This is a genomic window from Vibrio atypicus (assembly GCF_009811315.1).
Taxonomy (GTDB): domain Bacteria; phylum Pseudomonadota; class Gammaproteobacteria; order Enterobacterales; family Vibrionaceae; genus Vibrio; species Vibrio atypicus.
This window is the reverse complement of sequence record NZ_BLID01000001.1, coordinates 972,945-997,194: the sequence shown is the minus strand read 5'-3', so window position 1 is coordinate 997,194 and position 24,250 is coordinate 972,945. Positions and strand designations below refer to the sequence as shown.

22 protein-coding genes are annotated in these 24,250 nt (G+C 45.2%); 11 read left to right on the top strand and 11 right to left on the bottom strand.

Annotation, left to right across the window (positions count from 1 at the left end):
* Positions 1 to 104 precede the first annotated feature (104 nt).
* Complete coding sequence (gene pyrC, locus GVO60_RS04380; RefSeq protein WP_159651362.1) at positions 105 to 1,133, top strand: dihydroorotase; 1,029 nt, start codon at positions 105 to 107, stop codon at positions 1,131 to 1,133.
* A gap of 72 nt (positions 1,134 to 1,205) precedes the next feature.
* Here pyrC and GVO60_RS04375 read toward each other — a convergent pair whose 3' ends face one another.
* From GVO60_RS04375 to GVO60_RS04365, 3 genes are all read right to left on the bottom strand, one after another.
* Entirely contained in the window at positions 1,206 to 2,420 is a 1,215-nt protein-coding gene (locus GVO60_RS04375) for an iron-containing alcohol dehydrogenase (protein ID WP_159651445.1), read from the bottom strand.
* A gap of 299 nt (positions 2,421 to 2,719) precedes the next feature.
* Entirely contained in the window at positions 2,720 to 2,920 is a 201-nt protein-coding gene (locus tag GVO60_RS04370; RefSeq protein ID WP_159651361.1) for a restriction endonuclease subunit S, read from the bottom strand.
* A 91-nt stretch (positions 2,921 to 3,011) separates the two neighbouring features.
* On the bottom strand, positions 3,012 to 4,925 hold the full coding sequence (locus GVO60_RS04365) for a methyl-accepting chemotaxis protein (RefSeq protein WP_159651360.1): 1,914 nt from the start codon (positions 4,923 to 4,925) through the stop codon (positions 3,012 to 3,014).
* Between the two features lie 379 nt (positions 4,926 to 5,304).
* Here GVO60_RS04365 and GVO60_RS04360 point away from each other — a divergent pair, with 379 nt between their 5' ends.
* From GVO60_RS04360 to GVO60_RS04330, 7 genes are all read left to right on the top strand, one after another.
* Entirely contained in the window at positions 5,305 to 6,261 is a 957-nt protein-coding gene (locus GVO60_RS04360) for an AAA family ATPase (RefSeq protein ID WP_159651359.1), read from the top strand.
* Between the two features lie 8 nt (positions 6,262 to 6,269).
* Entirely contained in the window at positions 6,270 to 7,190 is a 921-nt protein-coding gene (locus GVO60_RS04355) for a DUF58 domain-containing protein (RefSeq protein ID WP_159651358.1), read from the top strand.
* The gene (locus GVO60_RS04350; RefSeq protein ID WP_159651357.1) at positions 7,190 to 7,654 is read left to right on the top strand and encodes a DUF4381 domain-containing protein; all 465 of its coding nucleotides are present in this window, start codon (positions 7,190 to 7,192) and stop codon (positions 7,652 to 7,654) included. The genes GVO60_RS04355 and GVO60_RS04350 overlap by 1 nt, the downstream gene beginning before the upstream one ends.
* Positions 7,655 to 8,623, top strand: a complete 969-nt coding sequence (locus tag GVO60_RS04345) for a vWA domain-containing protein (protein ID WP_159651356.1) — start codon at positions 7,655 to 7,657, stop codon at positions 8,621 to 8,623.
* A complete protein-coding gene (locus GVO60_RS04340; protein ID WP_159651355.1) occupies positions 8,616 to 10,484 on the top strand; it encodes a vWA domain-containing protein in 1,869 nt (622 codons plus the stop codon). Before GVO60_RS04345 ends, GVO60_RS04340 begins: the two co-directional genes overlap by 8 nt.
* Positions 10,484 to 12,118 carry a BatD family protein gene (locus tag GVO60_RS04335; protein ID WP_159651354.1) on the top strand — a complete coding sequence of 545 codons (1,635 nt, stop codon included), beginning with the start codon at positions 10,484 to 10,486 and terminating at the stop codon, positions 12,116 to 12,118. Before GVO60_RS04340 ends, GVO60_RS04335 begins: the two co-directional genes overlap by 1 nt.
* A gap of 166 nt (positions 12,119 to 12,284) precedes the next feature.
* Positions 12,285 to 13,064 carry a substrate-binding periplasmic protein gene (locus GVO60_RS04330; RefSeq protein WP_159651353.1) on the top strand — a complete coding sequence of 260 codons (780 nt, stop codon included), beginning with the start codon at positions 12,285 to 12,287 and terminating at the stop codon, positions 13,062 to 13,064.
* 17 nt (positions 13,065 to 13,081) lie between these two features.
* Here GVO60_RS04330 and GVO60_RS04325 read toward each other — a convergent pair whose 3' ends face one another.
* Positions 13,082 to 15,202, bottom strand: a complete 2,121-nt coding sequence (locus tag GVO60_RS04325; RefSeq protein WP_159651352.1) for a sensor domain-containing diguanylate cyclase — start codon at positions 15,200 to 15,202, stop codon at positions 13,082 to 13,084.
* Between the two features lie 301 nt (positions 15,203 to 15,503).
* Between GVO60_RS04325 and GVO60_RS04320 the strand changes: the two genes are divergently transcribed.
* Entirely contained in the window at positions 15,504 to 15,989 is a 486-nt protein-coding gene (locus GVO60_RS04320) for a L,D-transpeptidase family protein (RefSeq protein ID WP_159651351.1), read from the top strand.
* Position 15,990: 1 nt separating this feature from the next.
* Here the strand turns inward: GVO60_RS04320 and yddG are convergent, their stop codons facing one another.
* The 5 genes from yddG to GVO60_RS04295 all read right to left on the bottom strand — a co-directional run bounded on the left by yddG (position 15,991) and on the right by GVO60_RS04295 (position 19,486).
* Complete coding sequence (gene yddG, locus GVO60_RS04315) at positions 15,991 to 16,875, bottom strand: aromatic amino acid DMT transporter YddG (RefSeq protein WP_159651350.1); 885 nt, start codon at positions 16,873 to 16,875, stop codon at positions 15,991 to 15,993.
* A 66-nt stretch (positions 16,876 to 16,941) separates the two neighbouring features.
* Positions 16,942 to 17,340, bottom strand: coding sequence for an OsmC family protein (locus tag GVO60_RS04310; protein WP_159651349.1), 399 nt, complete (start codon positions 17,338 to 17,340; stop codon positions 16,942 to 16,944).
* A gap of 59 nt (positions 17,341 to 17,399) precedes the next feature.
* Positions 17,400 to 18,014, bottom strand: coding sequence for a LysE family translocator (locus GVO60_RS04305; protein ID WP_159651348.1), 615 nt, complete (start codon positions 18,012 to 18,014; stop codon positions 17,400 to 17,402).
* A gap of 88 nt (positions 18,015 to 18,102) precedes the next feature.
* Complete coding sequence (locus GVO60_RS04300) at positions 18,103 to 19,026, bottom strand: LysR family transcriptional regulator (protein WP_159651347.1); 924 nt, start codon at positions 19,024 to 19,026, stop codon at positions 18,103 to 18,105.
* 16 nt (positions 19,027 to 19,042) lie between these two features.
* A complete protein-coding gene (locus GVO60_RS04295; RefSeq protein WP_159651444.1) occupies positions 19,043 to 19,486 on the bottom strand; it encodes an Lrp/AsnC family transcriptional regulator in 444 nt (147 codons plus the stop codon).
* A gap of 196 nt (positions 19,487 to 19,682) precedes the next feature.
* Between GVO60_RS04295 and yjeH the strand changes: the two genes are divergently transcribed.
* Complete coding sequence (yjeH, locus tag GVO60_RS04290; RefSeq protein ID WP_159651346.1) at positions 19,683 to 20,942, top strand: L-methionine/branched-chain amino acid transporter; 1,260 nt, start codon at positions 19,683 to 19,685, stop codon at positions 20,940 to 20,942.
* Positions 20,943 to 20,952: 10 nt separating this feature from the next.
* Here yjeH and pdxR read toward each other — a convergent pair whose 3' ends face one another.
* Positions 20,953 to 22,416 (bottom strand): MocR-like pyridoxine biosynthesis transcription factor PdxR, encoded by a 1,464-nt coding sequence (gene pdxR, locus GVO60_RS04285; protein ID WP_159651345.1) that lies wholly within the window; start codon positions 22,414 to 22,416, stop codon positions 20,953 to 20,955.
* Positions 22,417 to 22,513: 97 nt separating this feature from the next.
* Here pdxR and GVO60_RS04280 point away from each other — a divergent pair, with 97 nt between their 5' ends.
* Entirely contained in the window at positions 22,514 to 23,170 is a 657-nt protein-coding gene (locus tag GVO60_RS04280; protein WP_159651344.1) for a pyridoxamine 5'-phosphate oxidase family protein, read from the top strand.
* Between the two features lie 12 nt (positions 23,171 to 23,182).
* On the opposite strand, the gene GVO60_RS04275 is transcribed toward GVO60_RS04280, so the two are convergent.
* Positions 23,183 to 24,190, bottom strand: coding sequence for an AraC family transcriptional regulator ligand-binding domain-containing protein (locus tag GVO60_RS04275; RefSeq protein ID WP_174855862.1), 1,008 nt, complete (start codon positions 24,188 to 24,190; stop codon positions 23,183 to 23,185).
* Positions 24,191 to 24,250 lie beyond the last annotated feature (60 nt).

The following is a 24,250-nucleotide window of genomic DNA, read 5'->3' as shown; positions in this document are numbered from 1 at the left end:
AGATTCCACTATCATCCTGTCGCCTAAACGTAAGCGTTTGCTTTTTGCAGTTTTTGCTTCGTTTGGGCTCCAATTAGACAACTTACTAATGGTGGGAGCAATAAATGACACAACTTACGATCACACGTCCTGATGACTGGCATGTTCACCTTCGTGATGGCGAAGTCCTCAAAGATACCGTGCGAGATATTAGCCGCTACAATGGACGCGCGCTAATCATGCCAAATACCATCCCACCTGTTACAGACACCGAAATGGCTCTCGCCTACCGCGAGCGTATCATGGCGGAAAAGCCAAGCGAGCAATTCGAACCGCTAATGGCGCTATACCTAACAGACAACACAACCCCAGATGAAATTCGCAAAGCTAAAGCATCAGGTGCTGTGGTTGCAGCTAAGCTTTACCCAGCGGGCGCGACAACAAACTCTGATTCTGGTGTAACTTCAGCGAAAAATATCTACCACGTTCTTGAAGCGATGCAAGAAGTCGGCATGCTACTGCTCGTTCACGGCGAAGTAACTCACCACGAGGTTGATATTTTTGACCGTGAGAAAGAGTTCCTAGATACCGTTCTTGCTCCTATCGTTAATGATTTCCCTAACCTTAAGATTGTCCTTGAGCACATCACAACAGCTGATGCTGCTACCTTCGTTAAGAATGCCAATGACAATGTAGCTGCAACCATTACCGCTCACCACCTTCTGTTCAACCGCAACCACATGCTAGTTGGTGGCATTAAGCCTCACTTCTACTGTTTACCAATCCTAAAGCGCAACACCCACCAAAAAGCGCTGATTGAAGCAGCAACAAGCGGTAGCAAAAAGTTCTTCCTAGGTACTGACTCTGCGCCGCATGCAAAAGGCATGAAAGAAGCAGCTTGTGGCTGTGCAGGCTCTTACACCGCGCACGCTGCACTGGAGCTTTACGCAGAAGTGTTCGAACTAGAAGGTAAATTGGCAAACCTAGAAGCATTCGCAAGCCACAACGGCCCAGACTTCTATGGTATTGCGCGCAATACTGATACGGTTACACTCGTCAAAGAAGAGTGGTCTGTTGCAGAGACAATGCCATTTGGTCAGGACATTGTGGTGCCAATTCGCGCCGGTGAAAGCATTGGCTGGACAGTAAAATAACTGAACATGTCAATTCGATAATTGGTAGCCTTAACTGATAATAAAAGAGCCCTCAATTATGAGGGCTCTTTTTTATTTGCTGGTTGTGAGTGCCAAAAGTAACGCTTCGCACTCTTGCTGCTGCATGTAACGAGGAACCGGGTAATTCCAGCGCGCTTCATGCAAGGATTGTTTCGCAAGCTCGGTGACGTGTTCATGCAAAATATTGTCAAACGAATTAGGTAAGCCTAGTTTTTGCTGCAAACCTTTCACGTAATCAATAAAAGCTTGCGCCTTAATCGAGTCCGAAACGTGGGAGTTTGTCAGCTCTAGCGTGGTTGAAAGTTGAGCCAAACGCTCTTTCGCCTCAACTTTGGAGAACTCCAGAACATGGGGCAGCACTACTGCATTGGCGAGACCATGGGGCGTACCATACTTCGCCCCCAGAGTATGTGCGATGGCGTGAACATACCCTAAACTTGCCTTAGTGAAAGCCAGCCCTGCGTAATAGGAAGCAAGTGCCATGTTCTGTCTTGCCGTTGCGTTTTGACCAAAGTTGACCGCTTTCTCTAGGTTCTCATCAATCAATGTTATTGCGGCCAACGCATAACGATCCGTTTCAGCGTAAGCATTACCAGAGATATAGGCTTCAATAGCGTGTGTCAGCGCATCCATTCCTGTTTGGGCGGTAATATGTGCAGGCAGCGCTAACATTAAGCTTGGATCCAATGCCGCCGCAATAGGCACTAATTTAGGATCCATTAAAGGAGTTTTCTGATGCGTTTTAGGGTCAGACACCACCGCGGCGACAGTCACTTCAGATCCCGTGCCTGATGTCGTTGGTAAAACGAATATTGGTGCAGGTGCTTTCCAAACTCTAAGCAACCCAACCAATTTCTTGACTGGTTTTTTGTTTGTTACACAGGCTGCTATTACTTTGGCACAATCGATGGGTGAGCCTCCACCAATCGCCACAACCCCCTTACATTGGTGCTTATGATAGAGGGACAGGCCAGCATCCACCTGGTCGTACGTTGGATCCGGCAAAACACCACTGTACACTTCGCAGTGCACTCCAACTCGCTCAAATTCAAACACCAACCGTTTTACAAAGCCAAGCTTAACGATGCCTTCATCGGTCACCACCAGCACTTTATTAATCCCCATAATAGAGACGCTATGGCAAAGCTGCTTTAGTGCATCTTTACCAATAAAAAGAGTCGGTTTTGAAATCGGTAGTACTTTTGCTGCAATTTTTAGCACCACCATATAAAGCCGATGAAGCCAGTAATAGAGCCTTTGTTCCATCATAAGTCTCTGTTTGATTAAGAGGGATACTGTTAGCCTAGCTATAACAACGAGTTATCTCTAGTTTAGAGCTCAAACTTTTCCATAAATTTGTATGAATTAGCTAAAACTGAGCAAGCAGGCGCGTTACCCAAGTGATTTCGCCAAAAGCGATCAAATCATAGATGGTAAAAAAGAGCGCGCAAATAACCGCGAGTTTTAAAAGTCGGTAGACAATAAACATCACTATTTTCCAATAATAAAAGTCATGAAAACAAAAAGCCGCAAAAAGCGGCTTTTAAAAAACAATATCATTCAAATTAATGAACGGGTTTGTCGTTCTTCGCGTAGAATTTGCCAAAGTACTCTTCTAACACTTCAGGGGTTAGTTTGCCTTCCGCTTCAAGCTTTTTCAGCTCTGCTGCGATCGCTTTTTGCTCATCAATGGTTGGCAGCGCCACTTCTGGCTCATCACCCATTTCTTGAGACATCTGCTCTAGTTCTTTTTCAAAATCACTCATGATTCAACGACCCTATATCTAAATCTTACTTAAAAATAATGGGGCTAAGTTTACCCACTTAGCCCCATTTATTCTAGCCTAGAGAACCAGTTTACAGCTTAAAGCTACCTACCATACGGTCTAGGCGAACAGAAAGATCTTTTAGCTCTGCACTCGCTGCTGCCAATTCTTCTGCAGTTCCCGTCGTCACTTCATTGATCGCGTTGATCTCTTCAATGTTTTGGTTGATGGTATGAACCACTGTCGACTGCTCTTCTGTTGCCGTCGCCACTTGCGTATTTCGATCAGAGATATCATGAATACGCTCAGAGATAGAAATCAGCACTTCTACCGCTTCATCCGATGAAGAAACCCCTTCACCTGTGACAGCTTTTCCTGCTTCCATCGCCGATACTGCATCTTTCGCATCGCTTTGTAGCTGGTTGATCATCTTCTGAATTTCTTCCGTTGAATCCGCAGTACGACTTGCTAAGTTGCGCACTTCATCCGCAACCACAGCGAAGCCACGACCTTGTTCACCGGCACGCGCCGCTTCAATCGCTGCGTTCAATGCCAATAGGTTCGTCTGCTCAGAGATATCGCGAATCACATCTAGGATTGAGCCGATGTCTTGAGTCGTCGATGCCAACTGCTCAACCACTTGACCTGTGCTTTCAATATCTGATGCTAAGCGGCTAATGGCATCTTTCGCCTTGTTCACCACGTTTTGACCCACTTGAGTGTTATCTGAAGCTTGTGATGCTGTCTCTGCTGCCGTTGCGGCGTTCGAAGCAATTTCACTGATCGTCGCACCCATTTGGTTGATGGCTGTCACCACTTGAATCGTCTGATCTCGCTGCATCTGGCTGTTATCGTGAGTCGTATGTGCTTTACTCGACACGCCATCAGCGGCAGTTTGAAGCGCACCACTGGTTGACGCGACTTCTTTCATCGATTCATGGATCTTCTCGATAAAACCATTGAAGCCTTCAGATAGTTGAGCAATTTCATCGCTACCTTTCACTTCAATACGTTGTGACAAATCACCATCACCCTTGCCTAAATCGCTAAAGCGTTCTGCAATGGCACGAATTGGGCTGGCAATGCTATTTGCTAAGAAGATCCCCATCAGAATGAATAGACCTGCAACCACAACGGTTGTGATCATCATCTGTTTCGCCACAGTGTTTAAGTCAGCAAACACTTCATCGACAGGGACAACACCGACAACAAACCAGTTCATTGAAGGAATATATGTGCTCGCAACAAAGACTTGCTGACCTTCATATTCCGCTTCAATAAGATTAAAGCCTGATTTATTCAAAAGCTCCGACGACTCTCGGCCGTACAGCTGGTTTAATGAAGATTTCGCTTTGCTGCTTTCGCGGTGAATTTGCACATCACCCGACGCATCCGTTAGGAAGACAAAACCTGTTTTCTCGATCTTAAAGCCATTGAGGAGCGACACCATGTCATCCATCGATTTAGACAGACCAGACATCGTCAAGCCATTAGCAAGTTGATAGTTAGCAAACATCTTCACATCACCGTTGGCTTCTTGGAAGATACTCACTGACGTCTGTTTACCCGACTGAGTAAAACCGAAAAACCAACCGTCTTGTTGTTGGTTCAATTGGCGCAAGAAACCGTTTTGGTTCCAATAGTAGGCCGTATTTCGATTTGCAACTGATGCATCATTCAATTGGTATTGACTGCGCACGTTGTTAAGTTGCTTCACCAAACGCGCTTCGGTTTCTGCATCAATAGAGGTGGTATCGACCGCTTGTTTAATAAATTCGTTGTTAGCTACTTGTTCAGCAGCCAATAAAAGTTGGCTTACTTCACGGTCAATTTGTGCGTTGATCTGTTCAAGCATCGAAGGTAGTTCGATATCAATAAGACGATGTTCAAGAACACTTCGTGCTTGTCGTTGTGCCATCACGCCGACGATAATCGTTGAAGCCAGCACCGCGAAGGTAATCCCGGCAACAACCTTCTGCTTTATACTAATGGAGTTGAAATTCATGGTTTCTCTGCCCTTTGAAGCATGTTTTTGTCTATTTCGGCATCGCTCATCACCGGAAAGCCGCTGATGATCTCCCTGCTACGAGCCATTCGCTATAAGTATATCGGCGATTTGACACATTCCTTTACTATTTTGATTTTGTTCGGACAATTTTTAGCCCGAAATCGATTAAACACTATGAAATATAGGATTTCATAGTTGGAAGATTGCATATCTCTTTTTCGACCCCATATCTTATTCAACTGATATGTCGCCCTTAAACGGCAAGCGATACACCACTTATGCTGTTTTTTTCATCAGCCAATTCATGTTCGGGGTTTCAGCGGGAACTTTTTGCCCTCCCAAGATACTAAGTGGAAAAATTAGGAGAAAAACATCCATGCAGTCACGCGCTTTACAACAATTAAAAGAGTACTTAAATAGTCAAGTTATCGGTCAAGCTGAACTAGTTGATCAGTTGCTCGTTGCTCTACTGGCTGATGGCCATATTCTAGTTGAAGGCCCTCCTGGTCTTGCGAAAACAAGAGCCGTTAAGTCGCTAGCGGATTGCATTGAAGGGGATTTTCACCGCATCCAATTTACCCCTGACTTATTACCTGCTGATTTAACAGGTACTGATATCTTTCGTCCTGAAACTGGGGAGTTCACCTTCCAAGCTGGCCCTATTTTTAACTCATTGATTCTTGCTGACGAAATCAATCGAGCGCCAGCGAAAGTCCAAGCTGCAATGCTTGAGGCTATGGCAGAAAAACAGATTACAGCAGGAAGAAAAACCTACTCATTGCCGAAACTATTCTTGGTCATGGCGACGCAAAACCCAATCGAGCAGGAAGGCACTTATCCGCTTCCTGAAGCACAGTTAGACCGCTTCTTAATTCACCTAGATGTCAACTATCCAGATGCTGAAAGTGAATTGGCAATCTTACGCCTCAATAGAGGGGAAGCAAAAGGCGATACTGCTGTAACCCCGCCAGTATTGAGCCAAGAAGACATTTTTTCCGCGCGCCAAGAAGTCCTAAACATTCATATGGCAGAAGGTATTGAGCAATACATCATTCGCCTAGTCATGGCGACGCGCCAACCAACCAAATACGATGACACATTAAATAGCTGGATTGAAATGGGTGTCAGCCCACGCGCGACCATCGCATTAGATCGCTGTGCACGAGCTCATGCTTGGTTGAACGGACGCGACTTCGTGTCACCAGAAGATGTTCAAGCTATGGCATTTCCTGTTCTTCGCCACCGTCTACTTCTTAGCTACCAAGCTCAAGCTGAAGGCGTTCATCCAAACCAAGTGATCAACAAGTTATTGTCTCTAGTCGGCAGCGCGTAGGTTAAGTGATGGAAAGTCAGTTATCACCACACAGCGATGGTGTGAGCTTAAACCTAGACGAACTGCTCTACTACAAACAGCAGTGCGTCAAATGGTTGCCACCAGCTAAAAGCTTATGGTCACAAATGCTGGGGCAGCATCAAAGTCGCCAGCTCGGTCGCGGTATGGACTTTAGTGAAGTACGCCAATACCAAGCAGGCGATGACATTCGAGCGATCGATTGGCGTGTCACCGCTCGAACCGGCAAAGCTCACACTAAGCTCTTTACCGAAGAACGCGAGAAACCGATTGTGCTCTACCTTGACCTCAGTGCCAGCATGATTTTTGGATCTCAGCTGATGCTCAAGTCGGTTGTCATGGCACATATGGCAAGTTTGATTGCTTGGCTCAGTGTCGCCCAACAAGATCGTGTCGGCGCACTGATCGATCTCGGCGATCAGCTCATCGAGATAAAGCCGTCCGGCCGCAATAAGGGGGCACTTGCCATTGCACAAGGTTTAGTGACTTATCACCAACAACAACTCACTGCGCCAAGTGCGGCGTTGGGGAATATGAGTCTACCTCTTCAGGCTCTTGCTCGTATGTGTCCAAAAGGCAGCGAATTGGTATTACTCAGTGACTTTGTACGATTGAACTCAAATGATGAAAAGCTGTTACGTCGATTAGGCCAACATAACCGCGTTCGTTTAGTGCAAATCTGTGATCCTCTTGAGCGAGGCGTCACACATTATCGTGGCACAGAGCAAGTCTCCGATAAACAAACCACACGCTGGTTAGATTTTTCTTCGAAAAAGACCCGCGAAGGGATAGAGTCCGCTTTCACTCAACAGCAGCAACACTTAACTCAACTAGCTCACAGCTTAGGTATGAGTTTTTCCACGCTCTCTAGCGATGCTGCACTTACTCAACAGTTACATGGATTTCAATAATGAGCACTGAGACTCAAACCTCGCCACTTGCGCTACAACCTATCCACCTGCCAGATGTCCCAGCATGGCTTCCTCTCGCATGGGGTTGGTGGACGCTACTTGCAGCCTCACTACTCTTAATTATGACGTTGCTACTCATCATTCGTTGGAACAAAAAACGTCTGGCACCGAAAAAAACCGCACTGCGACTACTCGCCACAGGCAATAAACCTGCCGAAGCAATCGAGTTGGTTCGACAAGCCGCACTTTGTTACTACCCACGAGAAGAGATCGCCCAGCTCACTGGCCAGCAGTGGTATCAATTTCTCGACAGCCAAATGAAAGCACCGCTTTTTGCACCAAACCAAGAATCTTGGCAACAAGTACTGTATAGCAAGCAAAGTGTCACCAATTCTGATGAACTGATCCAAGACTGCAGAACTTGGGTGGAGCAAGCACTTCCACCAAAGAGAAGGAGAGCATAGTTGGCTAACTTTGACTTAGTCTGGTGGTGGAGCCTGTTTTTACTTCCTCTACCACTGGTCATCTATTTTATTGTACCGGCAGCCAAACAGAGCTCGCCGATTTATCTTCCGTATGTACCGAAATCAGAGCATACGGCTACCCCTAAAAACAGCTTTGCTAAAGTACTGGCCAGCCTAGTTTGGATTGGATTGGTCGTTGCGATGGCGAGACCGGTTTGGTATGGCGAACCCGTTACAACACAGCCTAAGCACAGAGATCTGATGTTAGTGCTCGATCTTTCTTACTCCATGAGCCAAGAAGATATGAGTGACGGCAAAGAGTATATCGACCGCTTAACCGCAGTGAAAAACGTGGTAAGTGACTTTGCCATTCAACGTGAGGGCGACCGACTAGGCTTAGTTTTGTTTGCGGATCACGCATACTTACAGACGCCGCTCACTTTAGATCGCAAAACTATTTCCGAGCAAGTTAATCAATTAGTACTGCGTTTAATCGGCGATAAGACCGCTATTGGTGAAGGTATTGGTCTTGCGACAAAAACCTTTATCGACAGCGATGCGCCGCAACGAGTCATGATTCTGCTCAGCGACGGCGGGAATACCTCTGGCGTACTCGATCCCATCGAAGCTGCCAAAATCGCTAAAAAATACAATGCGACCATTTACACAATCGGCGTCGGCGCAGGAGAAATGGTGGTAAAAGAGTTCTTCATGACGCGTAAAGTCAATACCGCTCAAGACCTAGACGAGAAAACACTGACCCAAATCGCAGAGATAACTGGTGGGCAATATTTCCGAGCACGAGATGCCAAAGAACTGGCAACCATATACGACACTATTAACAACCTAGAACCGATTTCTAAAGCAACTCAAACGTGGCGCCCACAAAAAGAGTGGTTTATGTTACCTCTGGCTATCGCTCTGCTGAGCTTTAGTCTGTTATTACTGGTTCGGAGGAATCATGTCTAATTTCACTTTCCTCTATCCACTATGGCTAATCGCGGCAATACCATGGGCCGTATTGATGCTTTGGCTCATCAAACGTAACCGCAACCAAACCTTGATCGCACCTCATTTAGCGAAAGCGATGGGAATTCAAGGAAAAGCGAGCAATAAAGGAGGGCTGAAACTGGCTAGCCTTGCTGGCTTACTGGCTATTATCGCTTTATCTGGCCCGAGTTTTATCTCACAAGAGCGTCCAAGCTTTGCCAATACCAGTGCGCGAGTGATCGTGATGGATATGTCGATGTCGATGTACGCAACCGATATTAAACCCAACCGCTTAACTCAGGCTCGTTACAAAGTAACTGATCTTCTAGCTCAGTGGAAAGATGGCAGCACCGGTTTAGTCGCTTATGCTGGAGACGCTTACATTGTCTCACCAATGACCAGTGATACCAATACCATCGCCAACCTTGTACCAAACCTATCACCAGAGCTCATGCCCTACCCCGGCGCTGACGCAGCGAAAGGCGTCCAACTCGCGATAGAAATGATGCAAAACACGGGGCTTGCCACAGGGGATATCGTGCTTGTCGCTGATGATATTGACGACGCAGAGCGCAGCAGTATTGATAGTTTGCTGTCAGGAACAAACTGGCGCTTGACCATTTTAGGTGTCGGTTCTCGCTCAGGAGCACCGATTAAACTCAGCGATGGAACTTTGATGACACTAAGTAGCGGCCAGCCTGTCGTCGCTAAATCAAACTTCGACAACATGAAGTCTCTCGCCAGCCGAGTTAACGGGCAGTTTGTGCCGATCCAGCTAACCAGTAGCGATGTGGAGAATATCGCCCAGCTGACTTCTCATGTTGACGAAGCATCTAACAAGTCAAACACAAGCCAAATCGCAGAAGCTGTCAATCAAGGTTTTTGGTTACTACCTCTGTTACTCATACCTGCACTGGCGCTATTTCGACGTGGCGTGCTGTTTAGTGTTGTGGTCATTGCCCTTCCGCTGTTACAACCAAAACCAGCGATGGCGAGCCCATGGAAAACGGACGAACAGCAAGCAATGGAACTCTACAAAAACAAAGAGTATCAACAAGCTGCAGAACTGTTTTCAGATCCTAAATGGAAAGGGGTTGCCCAATACCAAGCAGGCGATTTTCAAGGAGCGATTGAATCACTTAAAAGCGACAACAGTGAGTCTGGACAATATAACCTCGCGAACGCACTTGCTCAGGCTGGGGAACTTGAGCAAGCCGCTGAACTGTATAGTTCTATCTTGAAAAAGAATCCAGACAATAGCGACGCCAAAGCCAACCTAGAAGTTGTGAAGAAAGCTCTAGAGCAACAGCAACAGCAACAGCAACAGCAACAGCAACAGCAACAGCAACAGCAACAGCAGGGTGACTCTGACTCATCCAATACGCAAGAGCAACAAGGTCAAGGTTCAACGCAACAGCCTTCTGATTCAGAGCAAGAACAATCAAGTGAACAAGAGTTCTCTCAATCTGATTCAGCTCAATCAGAGACGCCTGAACCTAACAAGAATGGGGAAGGTGAAATGCAGAAATCTGGCAACGACGAACAGCAAGAGAATCCGGCAGAATCACAATCACGCGATAAGCAAGAGCCTAAAGAGAACGCCAATGATGCTTCTCAGCCTCAACAGGCAGAGGCAAATCCATCTGATGAAGATGAGAAATCCGACTCCGATGCCGCGCCAATGGCTGTTAGTCAGGACAATCAACAGCAGATTGACCCTGAACTTAGAAAGCTCGAACAAGTAGAAAGTGCTCGAGACCCGAGCCGATTAATTCGAGCGCAAATATTATTGCAAGCTCAGCAAAAGCAAGCGCCACAACAAACAGGTAAACAATGGTGATGATGAAACGTTATAAGTTCTATATTGTCAGCTTGGTCGCAATGATGCTCGTAGCAATCAGCCCAGCGACATTCGCTGCTAACCTATGGGTAACAGTAAGTAAAAACAAAGTCGTTAAAAATGAAGTGTTTCAACTGCGAATCGTTGCGGATGAAAAAGTATCCTCTGATGACTTAGATTTAAAAATACTAGAGAACGACTTTTATGTTGGTCGCCCTAGCTTTGGTACGTCTCTGAATATCATCAATGGTAAACGAACCACCCGCAGCGAATGGAATGTTTCACTGGCAGCTCAACGACTAGGCAATGCCGAAATACCTGCTTTTTCATTAAATGGCGCAAGCTCAGAACCTATTACTATCCAAGTCAGTGTTGATGCGGATGAGCCCAAAGTCGCTGATCTCATTGAGCTTCAAAACTCACTCGACAAACAACAGCTTTACCCAAATGAAAGCGCCATATTGAAAACGCGCCTAATTATTAAAGCGGATCCGCGCCGGCTGCAAAACCCAAATATTCTTCCTCCTAGAGCAGAAGGATTAACACTGGATGCTATTGGAGAACCAAACCAATATCAAAGTGTATTAGATGGCGTTGAAGTCACCATGCTAGAGCAAGATTACCGAGTGACCGCAGACAAAGCCGGTAATTTCACCTTGTGGGGTATCGGTTTTAAAGGCAGTGTGGTTTACGGAAGCAATCGAACCGGAACGACTAAACTTGTCTCAGCAAATACTGCTCCTGAACAATTCGCCATTAAAGTAAATCCTATACCAGACAATTACCAAGGAAACTGGTTGCCCGCATCAAGCCTTAGCTTGTCTCAACGTTGGTCTGATAGTGACGGAAACGCAATTAACAACGACACTTTAGAGACAAAAGTTGGGGATTCAATTAGCCGTGAAATCACCTTAGATATCCAAGGGGTGACTAGTGAACGCTTCCCAGACATCAAGATTGATTACCCGAAGTCAGTTCGAGTCTACCAAGAGAAACCGCAGTTTTCTCAGTTAGCGAATGGCTCAACCCGCATGACTTTGACACAGGTGATCATTCCTCAACAGCAAGGCGACATCACGCTAAACGACGTTCAAATCAACTGGTGGAACAGCCAAAAAGAAAAGCAAGTTAGCAGCAACATTGAAGGTATCACCTTAAACGTAAATCCAGGTGATTTAGTTAATAACACCGAGCCCGCTTTGCTTAATACGCCAATCCCGGCGGCAGAAACAGTAGTAGTTAAAGACTCTGGATTTTGGCCTTACCTAACCGCACTTTTTGCGGCCTTATGGCTTATTAGCACTGTGCTACTGGTAAAGCGAAAAAAACCAAGCGTTCAATCACCTACTATAAACTCTTCAGAACAAGAAGGGACTGTAGCCTTGATTCATGCCATAGAAAGTGGTGATAGCGTTCGCGCTGGCTACCTTGCCAAAGAGTGGATTTTACAAACAAATATCCCGGATAAGGCTTTAAAAATGCAAATAGACACTCAGTTGCAAGCAATGCAAGCAAGCCGCTATTCGACTAAGGCGTTGAACTGGGATAGTGGTCAGCTGATCAGCCTAATTAAACAAGCGGACAGGCATTCGAGAAAGAGTAACTCTTGTGAGGAGCCATTAGCAAAACTGTAAAGCTTTCGACTTAAGACTGGCAGATTGTGATTCTAGCCAGTCTTATCTCGTCCCTACCTTATCTTGCCATAATTTCCCAACTTCCCTTTTCTAGCGTCTATACTCCAACATAGAAACTAGTTCTTTTGATTCACATCAAGAACAAAAATCTAAACGGAGAGACCAGATGCACAAGGTATTACTGTTTGTCGCCATCGTGTTTTGTCAGCTTATAACCTTCTCCTCGAGAGCGCAGACAATTACGTTTTTAACTGGCGAATGGCCTCCGTATACTTCAGAGAAAATTTATGACGGCGGCCTGATCACAGAAATAGTCAATGCAACAATTGCAGAGATGCAAATAGATGCTGTTGTCAAATTTGTCCCTTGGGAAAGAGGTGAAAAAATGCTTAAAAATGGAGAAGCATTTGGCTCTTTTCCCTACGCAATTACCCCTGAGCGCCAACAAGACTTCTTATATTCCGGTAGGCTGCTTGTTAATCCATCAGGTAAGTTCTTCTATAAAGTGAAAAATTTTCCGACTCCTCTCAGCGTCAATTCCCTTTCTGATTTCAAATCATACAAATTTTCGCTATTAGCTGGTGAAGCATCTGAAGAACTATTTAATGCGGCGGGAGTAAAGGTTGAGTCTGTCATCAGTGACGAACTCAATATTCAGCGGCTATACAAAGAGAGGGTTGACTTCACCCAAATGGATCCTGTCCTGGGTTGGTATTTGATCGAAAAACTGTACCCAGGTGAAACTCATCTTTTTGGTACTTTGGACATCACATTCCAAGAGTTAATTGGAGATACGGCAAACTCTGACTGGGATTCTTACCTGATGGTTTCACCCAACTACCCGAATTCGGAAGCGCTACTCGAACAGTTCAATCTGGCTCTAGAACAGATCATAGCCAAAGGGATTTATGATGAGATATTGGTTAAGTACTCCTTAGACCTTTAAACCATGTCGAGTTGAAACTAGGCTAACTCAATCAAGTGAACGCTTCCACTTACCTGATTTCTGCCTAGCTCTTTTGCTTTGTATAGCGAATCGTCGGCTTCACAGTAAAGTCTGTCAAAGCTGAACTCGCTCTGACTTAATTCTAGAACCGCATACCCTACTGAGACTGTTAAGTATTGGCTGCACGTATTCACATTGTGAGGTATTTGCTCTCCCTCAATGCATTTTCGAACACATTCGGCCAAATCTGCCACCCTGTCAGGCGTTTGATTCGTAACTAATAAGGCAAACTCTTCCCCACCAATACGGCAAAAGACTTCACTGCCCGATTGAGTGTGGTGTTGTAAAATATTACCAATTCGCATTAAGGCAATATCACCTTGCATGTGACCATAATGATTGTTGTACAAGCCGAAGTGGTCAATATCGACCAAGATCAATCCGTAATGCTGTCGAGCCTCATCATTCTCTAAGCACAATTCTTCCAGCGAAGCCTCAAGCATTCGACGATTACCTAGACGTGTTAAAGGATCCATCTTCGCCATTACTTCAAGCTGCTCATTAGCTTTCTGTAGATCTCTCGTTCGCGCTTTCACCTCTCGCTCTAGATTCTCATTCATTTCATGGATCGCTTCTTGAGCGCGAGTTCGTAGTAAAACTTCCGTTAAGTTAGAGGCAAACATTCGAATCACTTCACGCAATTGATGCGTCAGTGGCGAGCGTTTAATTAAATTATCAGCAGCGATAAAAGCCACTGGTTCACCATTGTTGTCAACAAGCATGGTCATTGCCGTCCAACCAAAGCCTACAATGTGGAAGTCATGATAAATAGGTACAGATTCTTCAAAAACGACATCATTAGGGTTAATACGTGCCGCATTAACAATGGAACGATCGATCGTATCGGATCGATAATATGACTCATCAACCACATTACCTTGGATATCCGTTCCCCACGTACCTTGCATATGGGTACAACCTTTATCTGTTAAAAACACAGCAAACCGATCAATACCCAAACGGTTGATTGCGAATGTTACTGCAGATTTACACACTTCACTCACCGTCATACAACGAGAAAGTTCAACCATGCTAGCATGCAACATTCGAACGTTTTGCTCTTGGCGCTTACGGATATAAATCTGAGATAATAGTGAGCCAAAGGATTCCAACATCTGGCGTTGGTAAGTGGTAATTGGTGTGCGATTGATATAGTTGTCCAGTGCGATCCAGCCAATGATCTCCTGATCGTCACGTAAAATAAGCATGCCGTTCCAACCTTGGCCAATCACATTTCCCGCTGTATATAGTGGCGCTTCTTCGACAATCACTAAGCTCTCTTTGCCTTCAAACAGCGCGTCGATATAGGTCTCTTCCAGTTGGTGCAAATCATACTGAGTGTGATGTTCGCTGGCGGTGCGCCCTTCCTCATCCGTACCATAAGTACCGCTAAAACAACGTTTTTTGATATCGAGCAACATGAATACTGCACGGTCAAAACCTAACTGATCACGTACTGCTTCAACCGCCATACGATACAGTTCATCCAGATTCGCCGGATTCGAAATACCAACGGCGACTTGCTGAACAAGCTTCATATTTTCGATGAAAGCTTCACGCTGCTTGATGACATCAAGATATTTTGCTTCTTTAATGTCTCGCTGTTTAAACTCTTTTGCTGCTTCCGTCTCTGCGCGGACACACTGCCAACGTGCAGCAATGATCTGTAGCGCTTCTAGCTCATTGTTCTGGTTTGCACTGCTAACCAGTTCAGGATTTACATTTTCAGCCACTAAGTAAATGCGCATCTCAGGGTGGTTATCGAGCATGAACACATAGCTTTCCGCGGACATATGTTGATTGTACTGCCATTGACAGGTATTCATTTTTAGCGGTAGTAGACCATCTGAAGTATCAAATTGAGCAATCCAAGTCCAGAAAGTGTCTGGATAGAGACTCAGGTCGGCAGGGTTCCCTTTTGAGTAAAGAAAGCCATTGGTTCCTTCCCCTTTTGGTTCTTTAAATACACCGATATGCTCCGCACCAAGAAGCTCATCGATATACTGGAATAGAGAGTTAGCAAGGAACCTTTGGTTTCTCGCTGACAAGATATTTTTGAGTAACATTCGGGGGAACATAATCCTAGCCTGGACCTTTTTTATTATCTTTTTTCGATTAAAAAAGTAACAGTTACCCTTATGCAATCAAATGATATTAAATCTTCTATGTTAAGTGCCTCGCATTTAGCTATTGGCAAGTTTCCTAGATATGATACTTCTTACATTTTTATGATCTTATTTCCAATTTTTTCATTTTTGCGCTATTCAACTCTTGGCATGAAAACACGAGTCATTGGAAAGTTTCAGCTTGTTTCAAAGAATCAGGTACAATGGTATGACTCAAACAGAAAGGTGAAAAACTCAAAACGTGGAGAGCAGTTTGAAAGGTAAGTTATTGTTGCTATTAGCATTAGTATTCAGCGTACCGAGCTTGAGTTTCGCTTCTGTTGATTTGGTGAAAGTCGATAAGTCGAAACGACGTATGTATCTAATGGAAGGTAACCATGTCGTTCGCGAATACCGTGTAGCGCTAGGTAACTCACCAAAAGGGCACAAAACCCAAGAAGGGGATCAAAGAACCCCCGAAGGACGCTACTACCTAGATTTCATTATGGAAGATTCGCAATTCTATCGTTCCATTCACATTAGTTACCCGAACCTACGTGACCGGACGCATGCTCGTCGCTACAACCTCGATCCTGGCGGTGATATCAAAATTCACGGTTTAAAAAACAATGAAACCCGCCCAGCCAACTTCGTGCAAAGTTTCGACTGGACGGATGGTTGTATTGCAATCACCAACCAAGAGATGGACGAATTACTCAACCTAGTAGACATCGGTACACCAATAGAGATTTATTGGTAACCTACTTTTCTCGTGTGACGAGCCAACACATCAATGAGCCTATAGTGACCATCACCACCCCTTGCAGGAAAGTGTGTGTCAGAGCGATTCCCAAAATTACCGATGAAATGATGGTCGAAAGTACAGGTGTGAAATAGGATAGCGTCGCTAACAGAACCATGTTTCCACCAATAATGGCGTAGTTCCACAAAGCATATCCACTGCCCATGAATACGCCAGCCACCAGCAGTAGCCCACCCGACTCTAGGTTAATCGTCATGCCACTTTCGCCACTAAAGGCATATTTAATCCAGAGTGAAATAGCCGTCATAATAAAAAACAGTGTAATTGCGTTCTGACCATTTGAGATTCGTTTAGTCAAATTGCAGTAAATCGCCCACAAGAATGCCCCGGTTAATGCCATGGCATAAGTCACTGGATTAGTGGCTACATTGGCGGCTATCTGCTCTACTGAAAGCCCCTGCTCACCACTGATACTCCAAGCGACACCAAAAAACGCTAACGCAATACTCGGGTAAACCAAAACGTTGGTTTTCTTGCCACTAACCAACACTGCTAGAAGTACAGTTAGTGCGGGCCAAAGATAATTGATCACCAACATCTCTATCGCTTGTTGACGATCATTCGCCATCGCAAGCGCTAACGCTAAACAGATTTCGTAGGCAACAAACAGCCCGCCCCCCAGCAAAACATAACGCAATGAATAGTTCCGAAGTTTGGGTACTCCCATCACCGCAACAAGAAACAGTGCCGCGACCGTATAGATTGACGCCGCTCCTCCTACAGGACCAAGCATTTCTGTCACTGCACGAGCGACACCCATGACACTGCTCCAAAGTAATATGGCAGCGATCCCAGCAAGCGTAAATTTGTGTGTTTGAATCATATCGATTTTCTTATATAAAAAAGCCGAGCATCTCGCTCGGCTTTATGGTGTTTCTACGAGCGTTTGTTAGAGGATTTCCCAACTGTGTGTCATTTCCACACCTTGGCCTAACATCAAACAAACTGAGCAGTACTTCTCTAAAGAATCAGCGGCAACTTGTGCAACGACTTCAGGATTTAGGTTATCGCCAGAGACTTCAAAGTGAATGTTAACTTGAGTAAAAATACGTGGCGCTGTCTCACGACGCTCAGTTGTTAGTTTGGCCGTACAAGCTGTCACCGCTTGACCCGCTTCTTTCAATCCATCGACTACGTCCACGGAGCTACAACCACCTGCAGCCATCAGAACCATTTCCATTGGGCTTGGCGCAGTCGCACCACCGTTACCATCCATTACAACAGAGTGACCTGATTGAGATTGACCTAAAAACTTAAACTCTTCGACCCATTTAACTTCTGCTTGCATCTGATTTCTCTACCTTTCTTGGGTCTATTGACCTAATTCATGTTAAACCTATATCGTGATTAAACTGCAACCACCACTCGAATAGCAAGCAGTATTAACACCACACCGGAAAGTTGGTCAATCAATTGAGCTCTCGAGCGTATTTTATCTATGATTTTTGGGCTAGAAAGTAAAAAGGTAATTAAGGTATACCATAAACCGTCCACAATCAGTGGGGTCGCAACAATCAATGCCTTGGCTGAATGACTATCACCGACGGCAACAAACTGACTGAACAAAGCGATAAAAAACAGCGCTATTTTCGGGCTAAGTAATGAAATCAACAGCCCCTCTTTTGCCGATTGAAACAGAGAGGTCTGCTCACCTGACTCTAACTTCGCTGCAACACCGCCTTTTGAGCGAATGGCGTTATAACCCAAATAAGCAAGATAAGCGGCACCTGCGTAACTAATGGCTTTAAACAGAAATGGCGATTGCTGCAGAACAACGGCCAAGCCAATCAGCGTAACAAAGGCATAAACCCCAATACCAAAAGCATGAGCCCAAGCGGTGACCAAACCATTTAAACGCCCGCCCGCCAAACTATGTTTAGCCACAATCGCCAAACTTGGACCCGGTGACATGGCACCTAGTAAGCAGATGGTAAAAAGCGAGAACCACACCGTGATAGTCATTGTGTATTCCAATTCAAGAAATTATGAGGAAAGAGTAAAACAGCCCAAGCATGATTAGAAATCGAAGTTAATGATAGCGACTATGATTCTAAATCATACCTATTGAATAACGACTGGTTTTCATCACTGAGAGTAGATTTTCTCGCATCCATTGATGCGCTTTATCCAAATCGTATTTGGGGTGCCACATCAACCAGTAGAGGTGAGATTGAACTTCAAAAGGTAAATTCTGATAAGTCAGGTTGAAATCACTCGATAAGTTTCTCGCGATGTGTTCAGGCACAATCATCAAATAATCGCTAGACTGTAGCGCGTTTATTGCCGCAGAGAAGAACGGGACTTTAAGTGCAATCCTACGTTGAAAGCCTAGCTGGCGAAGCGCAATATCAGCATGACTGTCTTTATCTCCCCCGCCTGTAACTTTAAGGTGCGGGTATTTCACTAAGCTCTCACAACTCAAAAAGCTCTTAGAAGCCAACGGGTGCTGCTGGCGCATTAAGCAAACGGGTTTGTCCTCACCGATTTTAACACTACTAAGGTGTTTCGGCGGCTCAGGTAACATACTCGACGCCAAATGAATTCCCAGTTCATTGATCTGAGGTAGAAAATTTGGCTGCCAAAGTCGAAACGCAATATCGACTTTAGGCGCTTGATCCACCGTTTTGGACACCACTTCAGGCAAGATGTATTGCGCGACATAATCACTTGACGCAATAACAAACTCTTGTTGCCAAGTTTTTGGGTCAAACGGCTTATCACTTAACAAAGCATCAAACTCACCCAACAATTCAGTTAACTTACTTTGCATCGACAAGGCTTTAGGTGTTGGCAACAGCTGATTACCATCACGCACCAATAGCGGGTCTGCACATAACTCTCGAAGTTGAGCTAACTGACGACTCACCGCCGACTGAGTTAAATGCAATCGCTCCGCCGCCCGGCTTACATGGCATTCATCTAACAAGACATGTAATGAGCGAAGCAGGTTTAAGTTAATGTTTTCCAGTGCCATAGTTTTATTTATCGTATCAGTAGCTCGTGTTGAAAAACTCTGTAAGCACGGTATGAGTCATCAGATGCCTCAGCTCAGGAATGGTTTGTAGCTCATCCCGAATTTGATTCAGCTTTTGCATGCTTGGCGCTTCTACAAACAACATCATGTCTGTTTCTCCACTGATCGCATGACACCACTTAACACCATCAATTTTATAGATGCGCTGCGCATACGTTTCGCAATACTGAGTGGTTGACGACATATCAAACTTTAAGGCGAGATACGCTTGAACGACCGCCTGGGAATCTTCCTGTGCCACCTGAGCATGGTAGCCAAGAATCACTTTGTCATTCTCCAGCTTTTGTATTCGGGCAGTCACTGCCGAGCGTGACAAATTGACATGACGGGCGATATCACTGACTGATGCTCTTGCGTTTTGCTTAAGTATTTCTACGATTTGAAGGTCAAATTTATCCATATTCCTATTTTTCATCACCCAACTTATCCTGTTGATTACAGGTAATGTGACACAAATAGGTTCCTCATTAAAGTTATCAATTTGACTATTTCGTCGAAAAATTCCGTCAAAGTGACGTTTATCTACGACGAATTGATGGCTGCCTCATCGAGCGCAATTCATTAAGCTGTAATGGTTGTCTAAGGGAGGAGAAGTCATGAGCGAGTTAAAAAAAGAAATCACCTTAATATCAGGGATCGGGCAACTGTCCACGACTCTGCTCGGAACAGGCCTATTTATGGTACCCGCAATCGTCGCTGGTATTGCAGGTCATTTTTCACTATGGGCATGGGTGATTTTGTTTATCGCAATTTGTCCTGTTGCTCTCACCTTTGCTCAACTGGGTAAGCGCTACCCAAATGCTGGAGGAACGGCTTACTTTGTTCGTAAAGCTTTCGATAAGCGTTTGGAAAAGAGCGTTGCATGGTTATTTGTTAGCGTCATTCCTGTAGGCGTTCCCGCTGCGGTTGCTTTAGCGGCGGGCTTTTTACAACAACTATTACCAGAGTCTCTTAATTCGTCAATGCTCGCACAAATATTGACAGTTGGGCTGCTGGTCATGGTAAACCTTGCCGGCACAAAATCTTCTGGTCGGCTACAAACTGTCATCGCTCTCAGCATCTTTTCCCTCGTGGCCGCATTTTGGTGGCAAGGTGATGTGCAAAGCAATGATATCCACATGCCAGCAGTCACCTCAGAGTCCATCTGGAGTATCGGCGCTGCATTAGGGGTGATGTTCTGGTGCTTTGTCGGTATTGAAGCCTTTGCTCACATGGGCGAAGAGTTTAAAAACCCTCAGCGCGATTTCCCAATAGCCATCTTGATCGGCTGTTTTATTGCAGGTGCAACCTACTGGGCTTGCTCTGTCGTTATCCTGAAGTTCGAAGCCTATGGCGCACCGAGTTTTGACAGTGCTTCTATTCCTTGGTTGTCAGAACAACTGTTCGGCAGTCAATTCAAACTTCTCATTAGCGGCTTGGGTTTTGCCGCCTGTTTCGCGAGCGTTAACTTATACACTCAGAGCCTGTCACGTATGGTTTGGGCTCAAGCGAGAGAATATCGCCCGAACAGCGCACTAGCTCGAGTTTCCATTAAAGGCGTGCCTGCCAACGCGACAATTGCTGTAGGGTTGGTGCTGCTTGTCTCTTGCATTGGCGGCGAGTTATCTGGCCTCGATCTCGAGTTCTTTTTGAAGCTGGCTAATGGCATATTTGTTCTGGTCTATTTACTGGCGATGTTAGCGGCTTATAAACTCTTGATTGGGTTTGGCAAACATTTGGCCGCCGTATCTCTAATTTTGTGTACCGCAGTATTCGTCTGTCTCGGCTGGTCTATGCTTTATGCAGTCACCGTCTTTGCCTTGCTCAGCTTTCCGTGGGAAAAGTTTCGTGGCATAAAGCAGCCAAGCCCTGAATAAAACTTACACCTCATTGAGACATTAACGAGTCAAATATCTCAGCGATCTTGCAGATATTTGGCTCGATCTTTTCCAGTTCCACGTTTCCAAAGCCCAATACGACACTTCCCCATCCACGCTGATTTTGAGACTCATAAGTCTCTGGGTTATTTTCGTAGTAATTCATTGCACGCATTACGATACCACTTTGCAGGGCCTTTTCGACCCACTGGTCTTCATCCACACGCCCTTGCCACTTAAGCGTAATGTGCAGACCCGCTGGTTGGCTGATCACTTCGACCCTATCAGCAAAATGCTCACATATTGCCTCCGTCATCCGCTGGTGCTTTTGCTTATAGAGACGGCGCATTTTTCTAATGTGGCGTAATAAATCCCCCTCACGAATAAAGTCGGTCAAAGCTTCTTGCGTGTGCGTTGGCGAATCTCCACTGGTCGCGTCCTTAATGGCCAAACAAGACTCAAGCAAAGTTTCTGGTACCACCAAATACCCCAAGCGTAGGCCGTTGAACATCACTTTACTGAAAGAGCCTACGTAGATAACTTGCTGATCAAAGCCAATCTCATTCGCCAGTCCTTGTAAGCTGGTATACGGTCGATGTGCAAACTGAAATTCACTGTCATAATCATCTTCAATAATCCAACGCTTGTTCTCTGCTGCCCACTCGATTAAGTTCAATCGTTGCTCAGTCGTCAGCGTAGTCCCCATTGGATATTGGTTACTTGGTGTTATATACATCGCCTTAGCATTGCTGTTCATCGCCTGCTGAAGATCAATACCAAACTTTTCTCTCACAGTTAAAGGAGCGAACTTAAATCCTTGTAGATTGATGATTTTGCTCATTTGCGCATAACCAGGCTGCTCCATCAAGACAGTGTCATCACGAGTCAAGATAGCATTCAATGCAATAAACAAGGCTTGCTGCGCACCTGAAGTAATGATGATCCGCTGTGGTGAACAGCTTACGCTCCTGCTTGATGCTAGATACCCCGCCAAAGCACTTCTTAATGCCATACTTCCCTGGACATTTTGGTTCCCCAGTAGCGATGTCCGCCCCATATGCCTAAGTAACATGCGCTGCCACTTTTCCATAGGAAATTGAGCAAGATCTGGCACTCCGGGAGCAAAACTCTTATTTAGATGAAATGCAGAGGTTTCAACTGGGTCAGAGTCGAAACGGTCTTCTAAGGTAAGATTAGACGAGCTTAGATAATGCTCGGGAAGCTCCACCGAAACATAGAAACCAGAACCTTGTCGACTTTCTAAGTACCCTTCAGTAACGAGCTGTTCATAGGCCCCAATAACGGTGTTGCGGCTAAGTGACAGTTCACTCGCCAACTTTCTTGTCGAGGGCAACTTACCACCCAGCGGCCATAAACCGGCGACGATTTTCCCTCGAATAGCATGAAAGAGTTGCTCTTGAAGCGTACCTTTATTGTTGCTCAAAGATAAATCGCCTATATCTATCGGCGTCATAACTGGATCCATCCATGGTTTAAAACTGGCTCTAAATAAAGTACCAGTTTGAGGTTAGATTGTAATCACACGCAATGACAAGAATGGAAGCTGATTCATGCTATCAACGACAAAAAGAACCCAAGTAAAAAAAGCAGCGCACAAAGCGGTGATTGAGCAAGAAAAACTGCATCAGATCATCGATGAAAGCCTGATTGCCCACATCGCCATTAGTAGCGACAGTGGCCCGACTGTTATTCCGATGTTGGCATGGCGAGTCGACAATGATGTGTTTATCCATGGTGCGAACAATAGCCGATTAATGAGAAGCCTAAAGCAAGGGAAACAAACTTGTCTCACTTTCACACTGTTTGACGGATGGGTTCTTGCGAGAAGTGCATTTCACCATAGCGCCCATTATCGTTCTGCAGTCGTATTTGGACGTTTTGAGGCGGTAGAAGACAACACCGAGAAAGACCAATTGCTCAATCATTTTATTGAGCAAATCGCTCCGGGGCGCACAGATCATATCCGCTTGAGTAATCAAAAAGAACTCAGTGCCACCATGTTATTGAAAATGCCGTTAACAGAAGCGTCCGTGAAAATCAGTAATTTTGGCGTCAATGATGACCAAGCGGATCTAGATCTTCCGGTTTGGGCTGGCGTTCTTCCTTATCGAACCGTTGTGGGGCCACTTGAACCCGTCGAAGCTTCAACGCACTTGGCTGAACCCGACTATACCTCTGCCTACGGAGAACGATGGCATAACCGCTAACTACCCACCATATCAAAAAGCATCTTGAAAATGGTGGACATACTGTTTTGGTGTCAACCCCCGATGCTTTTTGAACATTCGATTAAAACTGGCGCAGTTCTGATACCCTAGCCGCTGCGCCACCTCTTCTACGGATACACCTTTACTAAAAAGGTTCGCCGCCGAGTTGGTCAACACATAACCCATGACAGTAGTAAAGTTCATGCCAAACGCGTGTAACTTGCGTTGAAATTGCTGTGTCGACAACCCCAATAAACCTGATACCCGCTCTAAAGTTGGTAGCCCATAATGGCAGCTATAGTTGATCACTTCATAGATCACTTTCACTTCATCATCCGGTTCAGGCATATTTAAAAAGTCATCTAAGTCGGAGAAATTCATGGCTAATCGGTGCTGAGTAAACCGATTTTTTTGATGGGTGGCAAGTCGAAGTTGAGAATGAAACCACACCTCTGTTTTCGAGTGACTCCACTCAACTTCACAGCCAAAATACGCTTCATATTTCGCTACGTTTTTTCGCGAACCAGACAGCATGACACGTAATGGGACAAATTCTTCACCAAGATAAGTCCGCAGTACTTTAGTCATAAAGATCGCTATGCGAGCACTATCATGCACTTTGCACTGAGCTTCAATAAAAGGGTTGTGATAGATCCACTTCAATATCGAACCACTTTGAGCCCCAGATAAATACGCACCTGACTGTAACGCACTTAAGCCATGGTTGATTCGGCGAAAGGTAGAGGCAAGATCGTAACCAGAAAACAGCCATCGAGATATGGCGCCCAACTTATCCAGTTCGATCTCTTTGCAAATATCTAAGATGACGTCGGGGTTACCTGACTGCGATTCCAGAGTTTCATACCATCGGTTGATCTCAGATAATGGCAGCAGAGTCATTGGGTGCTCTAATGCGCTCTCGGGAATATGCAGTGCATTGTCGGCAATCTGATATCGACGTTTGGCCAAATTATGAACCTGTCGAATCCCTAGCGCTCGCATAAATCTCACGTCACTCATACCAATCACATCAAAATCAAAATAAATTCGATTCAATCTGTCACAAAAGAATGAATTATT

Coding starts and splice junctions, on each gene's coding strand:
- pyrC (WP_159651362.1), top strand. CDS start 105: ATGACACAACTTACGATCACACGTCCTGATGACTGGCATGTTCACCTT.
- GVO60_RS04375 (WP_159651445.1), bottom strand. CDS start 2,420: ATGGAACAAAGGCTCTATTACTGGCTTCATCGGCTTTATATGGTGGTG.
- GVO60_RS04370 (WP_159651361.1), bottom strand. CDS start 2,920: ATGAGTGATTTTGAAAAAGAACTAGAGCAGATGTCTCAAGAAATGGGT.
- GVO60_RS04365 (WP_159651360.1), bottom strand. CDS start 4,925: ATGAATTTCAACTCCATTAGTATAAAGCAGAAGGTTGTTGCCGGGATT.
- GVO60_RS04360 (WP_159651359.1), top strand. CDS start 5,305: ATGCAGTCACGCGCTTTACAACAATTAAAAGAGTACTTAAATAGTCAA.
- GVO60_RS04355 (WP_159651358.1), top strand. CDS start 6,270: ATGGAAAGTCAGTTATCACCACACAGCGATGGTGTGAGCTTAAACCTA.
- GVO60_RS04350 (WP_159651357.1), top strand. CDS start 7,190: ATGAGCACTGAGACTCAAACCTCGCCACTTGCGCTACAACCTATCCAC.
- GVO60_RS04340 (WP_159651355.1), top strand. CDS start 8,616: ATGTCTAATTTCACTTTCCTCTATCCACTATGGCTAATCGCGGCAATA.
- GVO60_RS04335 (WP_159651354.1), top strand. CDS start 10,484: ATGATGAAACGTTATAAGTTCTATATTGTCAGCTTGGTCGCAATGATG.
- GVO60_RS04330 (WP_159651353.1), top strand. CDS start 12,285: ATGCACAAGGTATTACTGTTTGTCGCCATCGTGTTTTGTCAGCTTATA.
- GVO60_RS04325 (WP_159651352.1), bottom strand. CDS start 15,202: ATGTTCCCCCGAATGTTACTCAAAAATATCTTGTCAGCGAGAAACCAA.
- yddG (WP_159651350.1), bottom strand. CDS start 16,875: ATGATTCAAACACACAAATTTACGCTTGCTGGGATCGCTGCCATATTA.
- GVO60_RS04310 (WP_159651349.1), bottom strand. CDS start 17,340: ATGCAAGCAGAAGTTAAATGGGTCGAAGAGTTTAAGTTTTTAGGTCAA.
- GVO60_RS04305 (WP_159651348.1), bottom strand. CDS start 18,014: ATGACTATCACGGTGTGGTTCTCGCTTTTTACCATCTGCTTACTAGGT.
- GVO60_RS04300 (WP_159651347.1), bottom strand. CDS start 19,026: ATGGCACTGGAAAACATTAACTTAAACCTGCTTCGCTCATTACATGTC.
- GVO60_RS04295 (WP_159651444.1), bottom strand. CDS start 19,486: ATGGATAAATTTGACCTTCAAATCGTAGAAATACTTAAGCAAAACGCA.
- yjeH (WP_159651346.1), top strand. CDS start 19,683: ATGAGCGAGTTAAAAAAAGAAATCACCTTAATATCAGGGATCGGGCAA.
- pdxR (WP_159651345.1), bottom strand. CDS start 22,416: ATGACGCCGATAGATATAGGCGATTTATCTTTGAGCAACAATAAAGGT.
- GVO60_RS04280 (WP_159651344.1), top strand. CDS start 22,514: ATGCTATCAACGACAAAAAGAACCCAAGTAAAAAAAGCAGCGCACAAA.
- GVO60_RS04275 (WP_174855862.1), bottom strand. CDS start 24,190: ATGAGTGACGTGAGATTTATGCGAGCGCTAGGGATTCGACAGGTTCAT.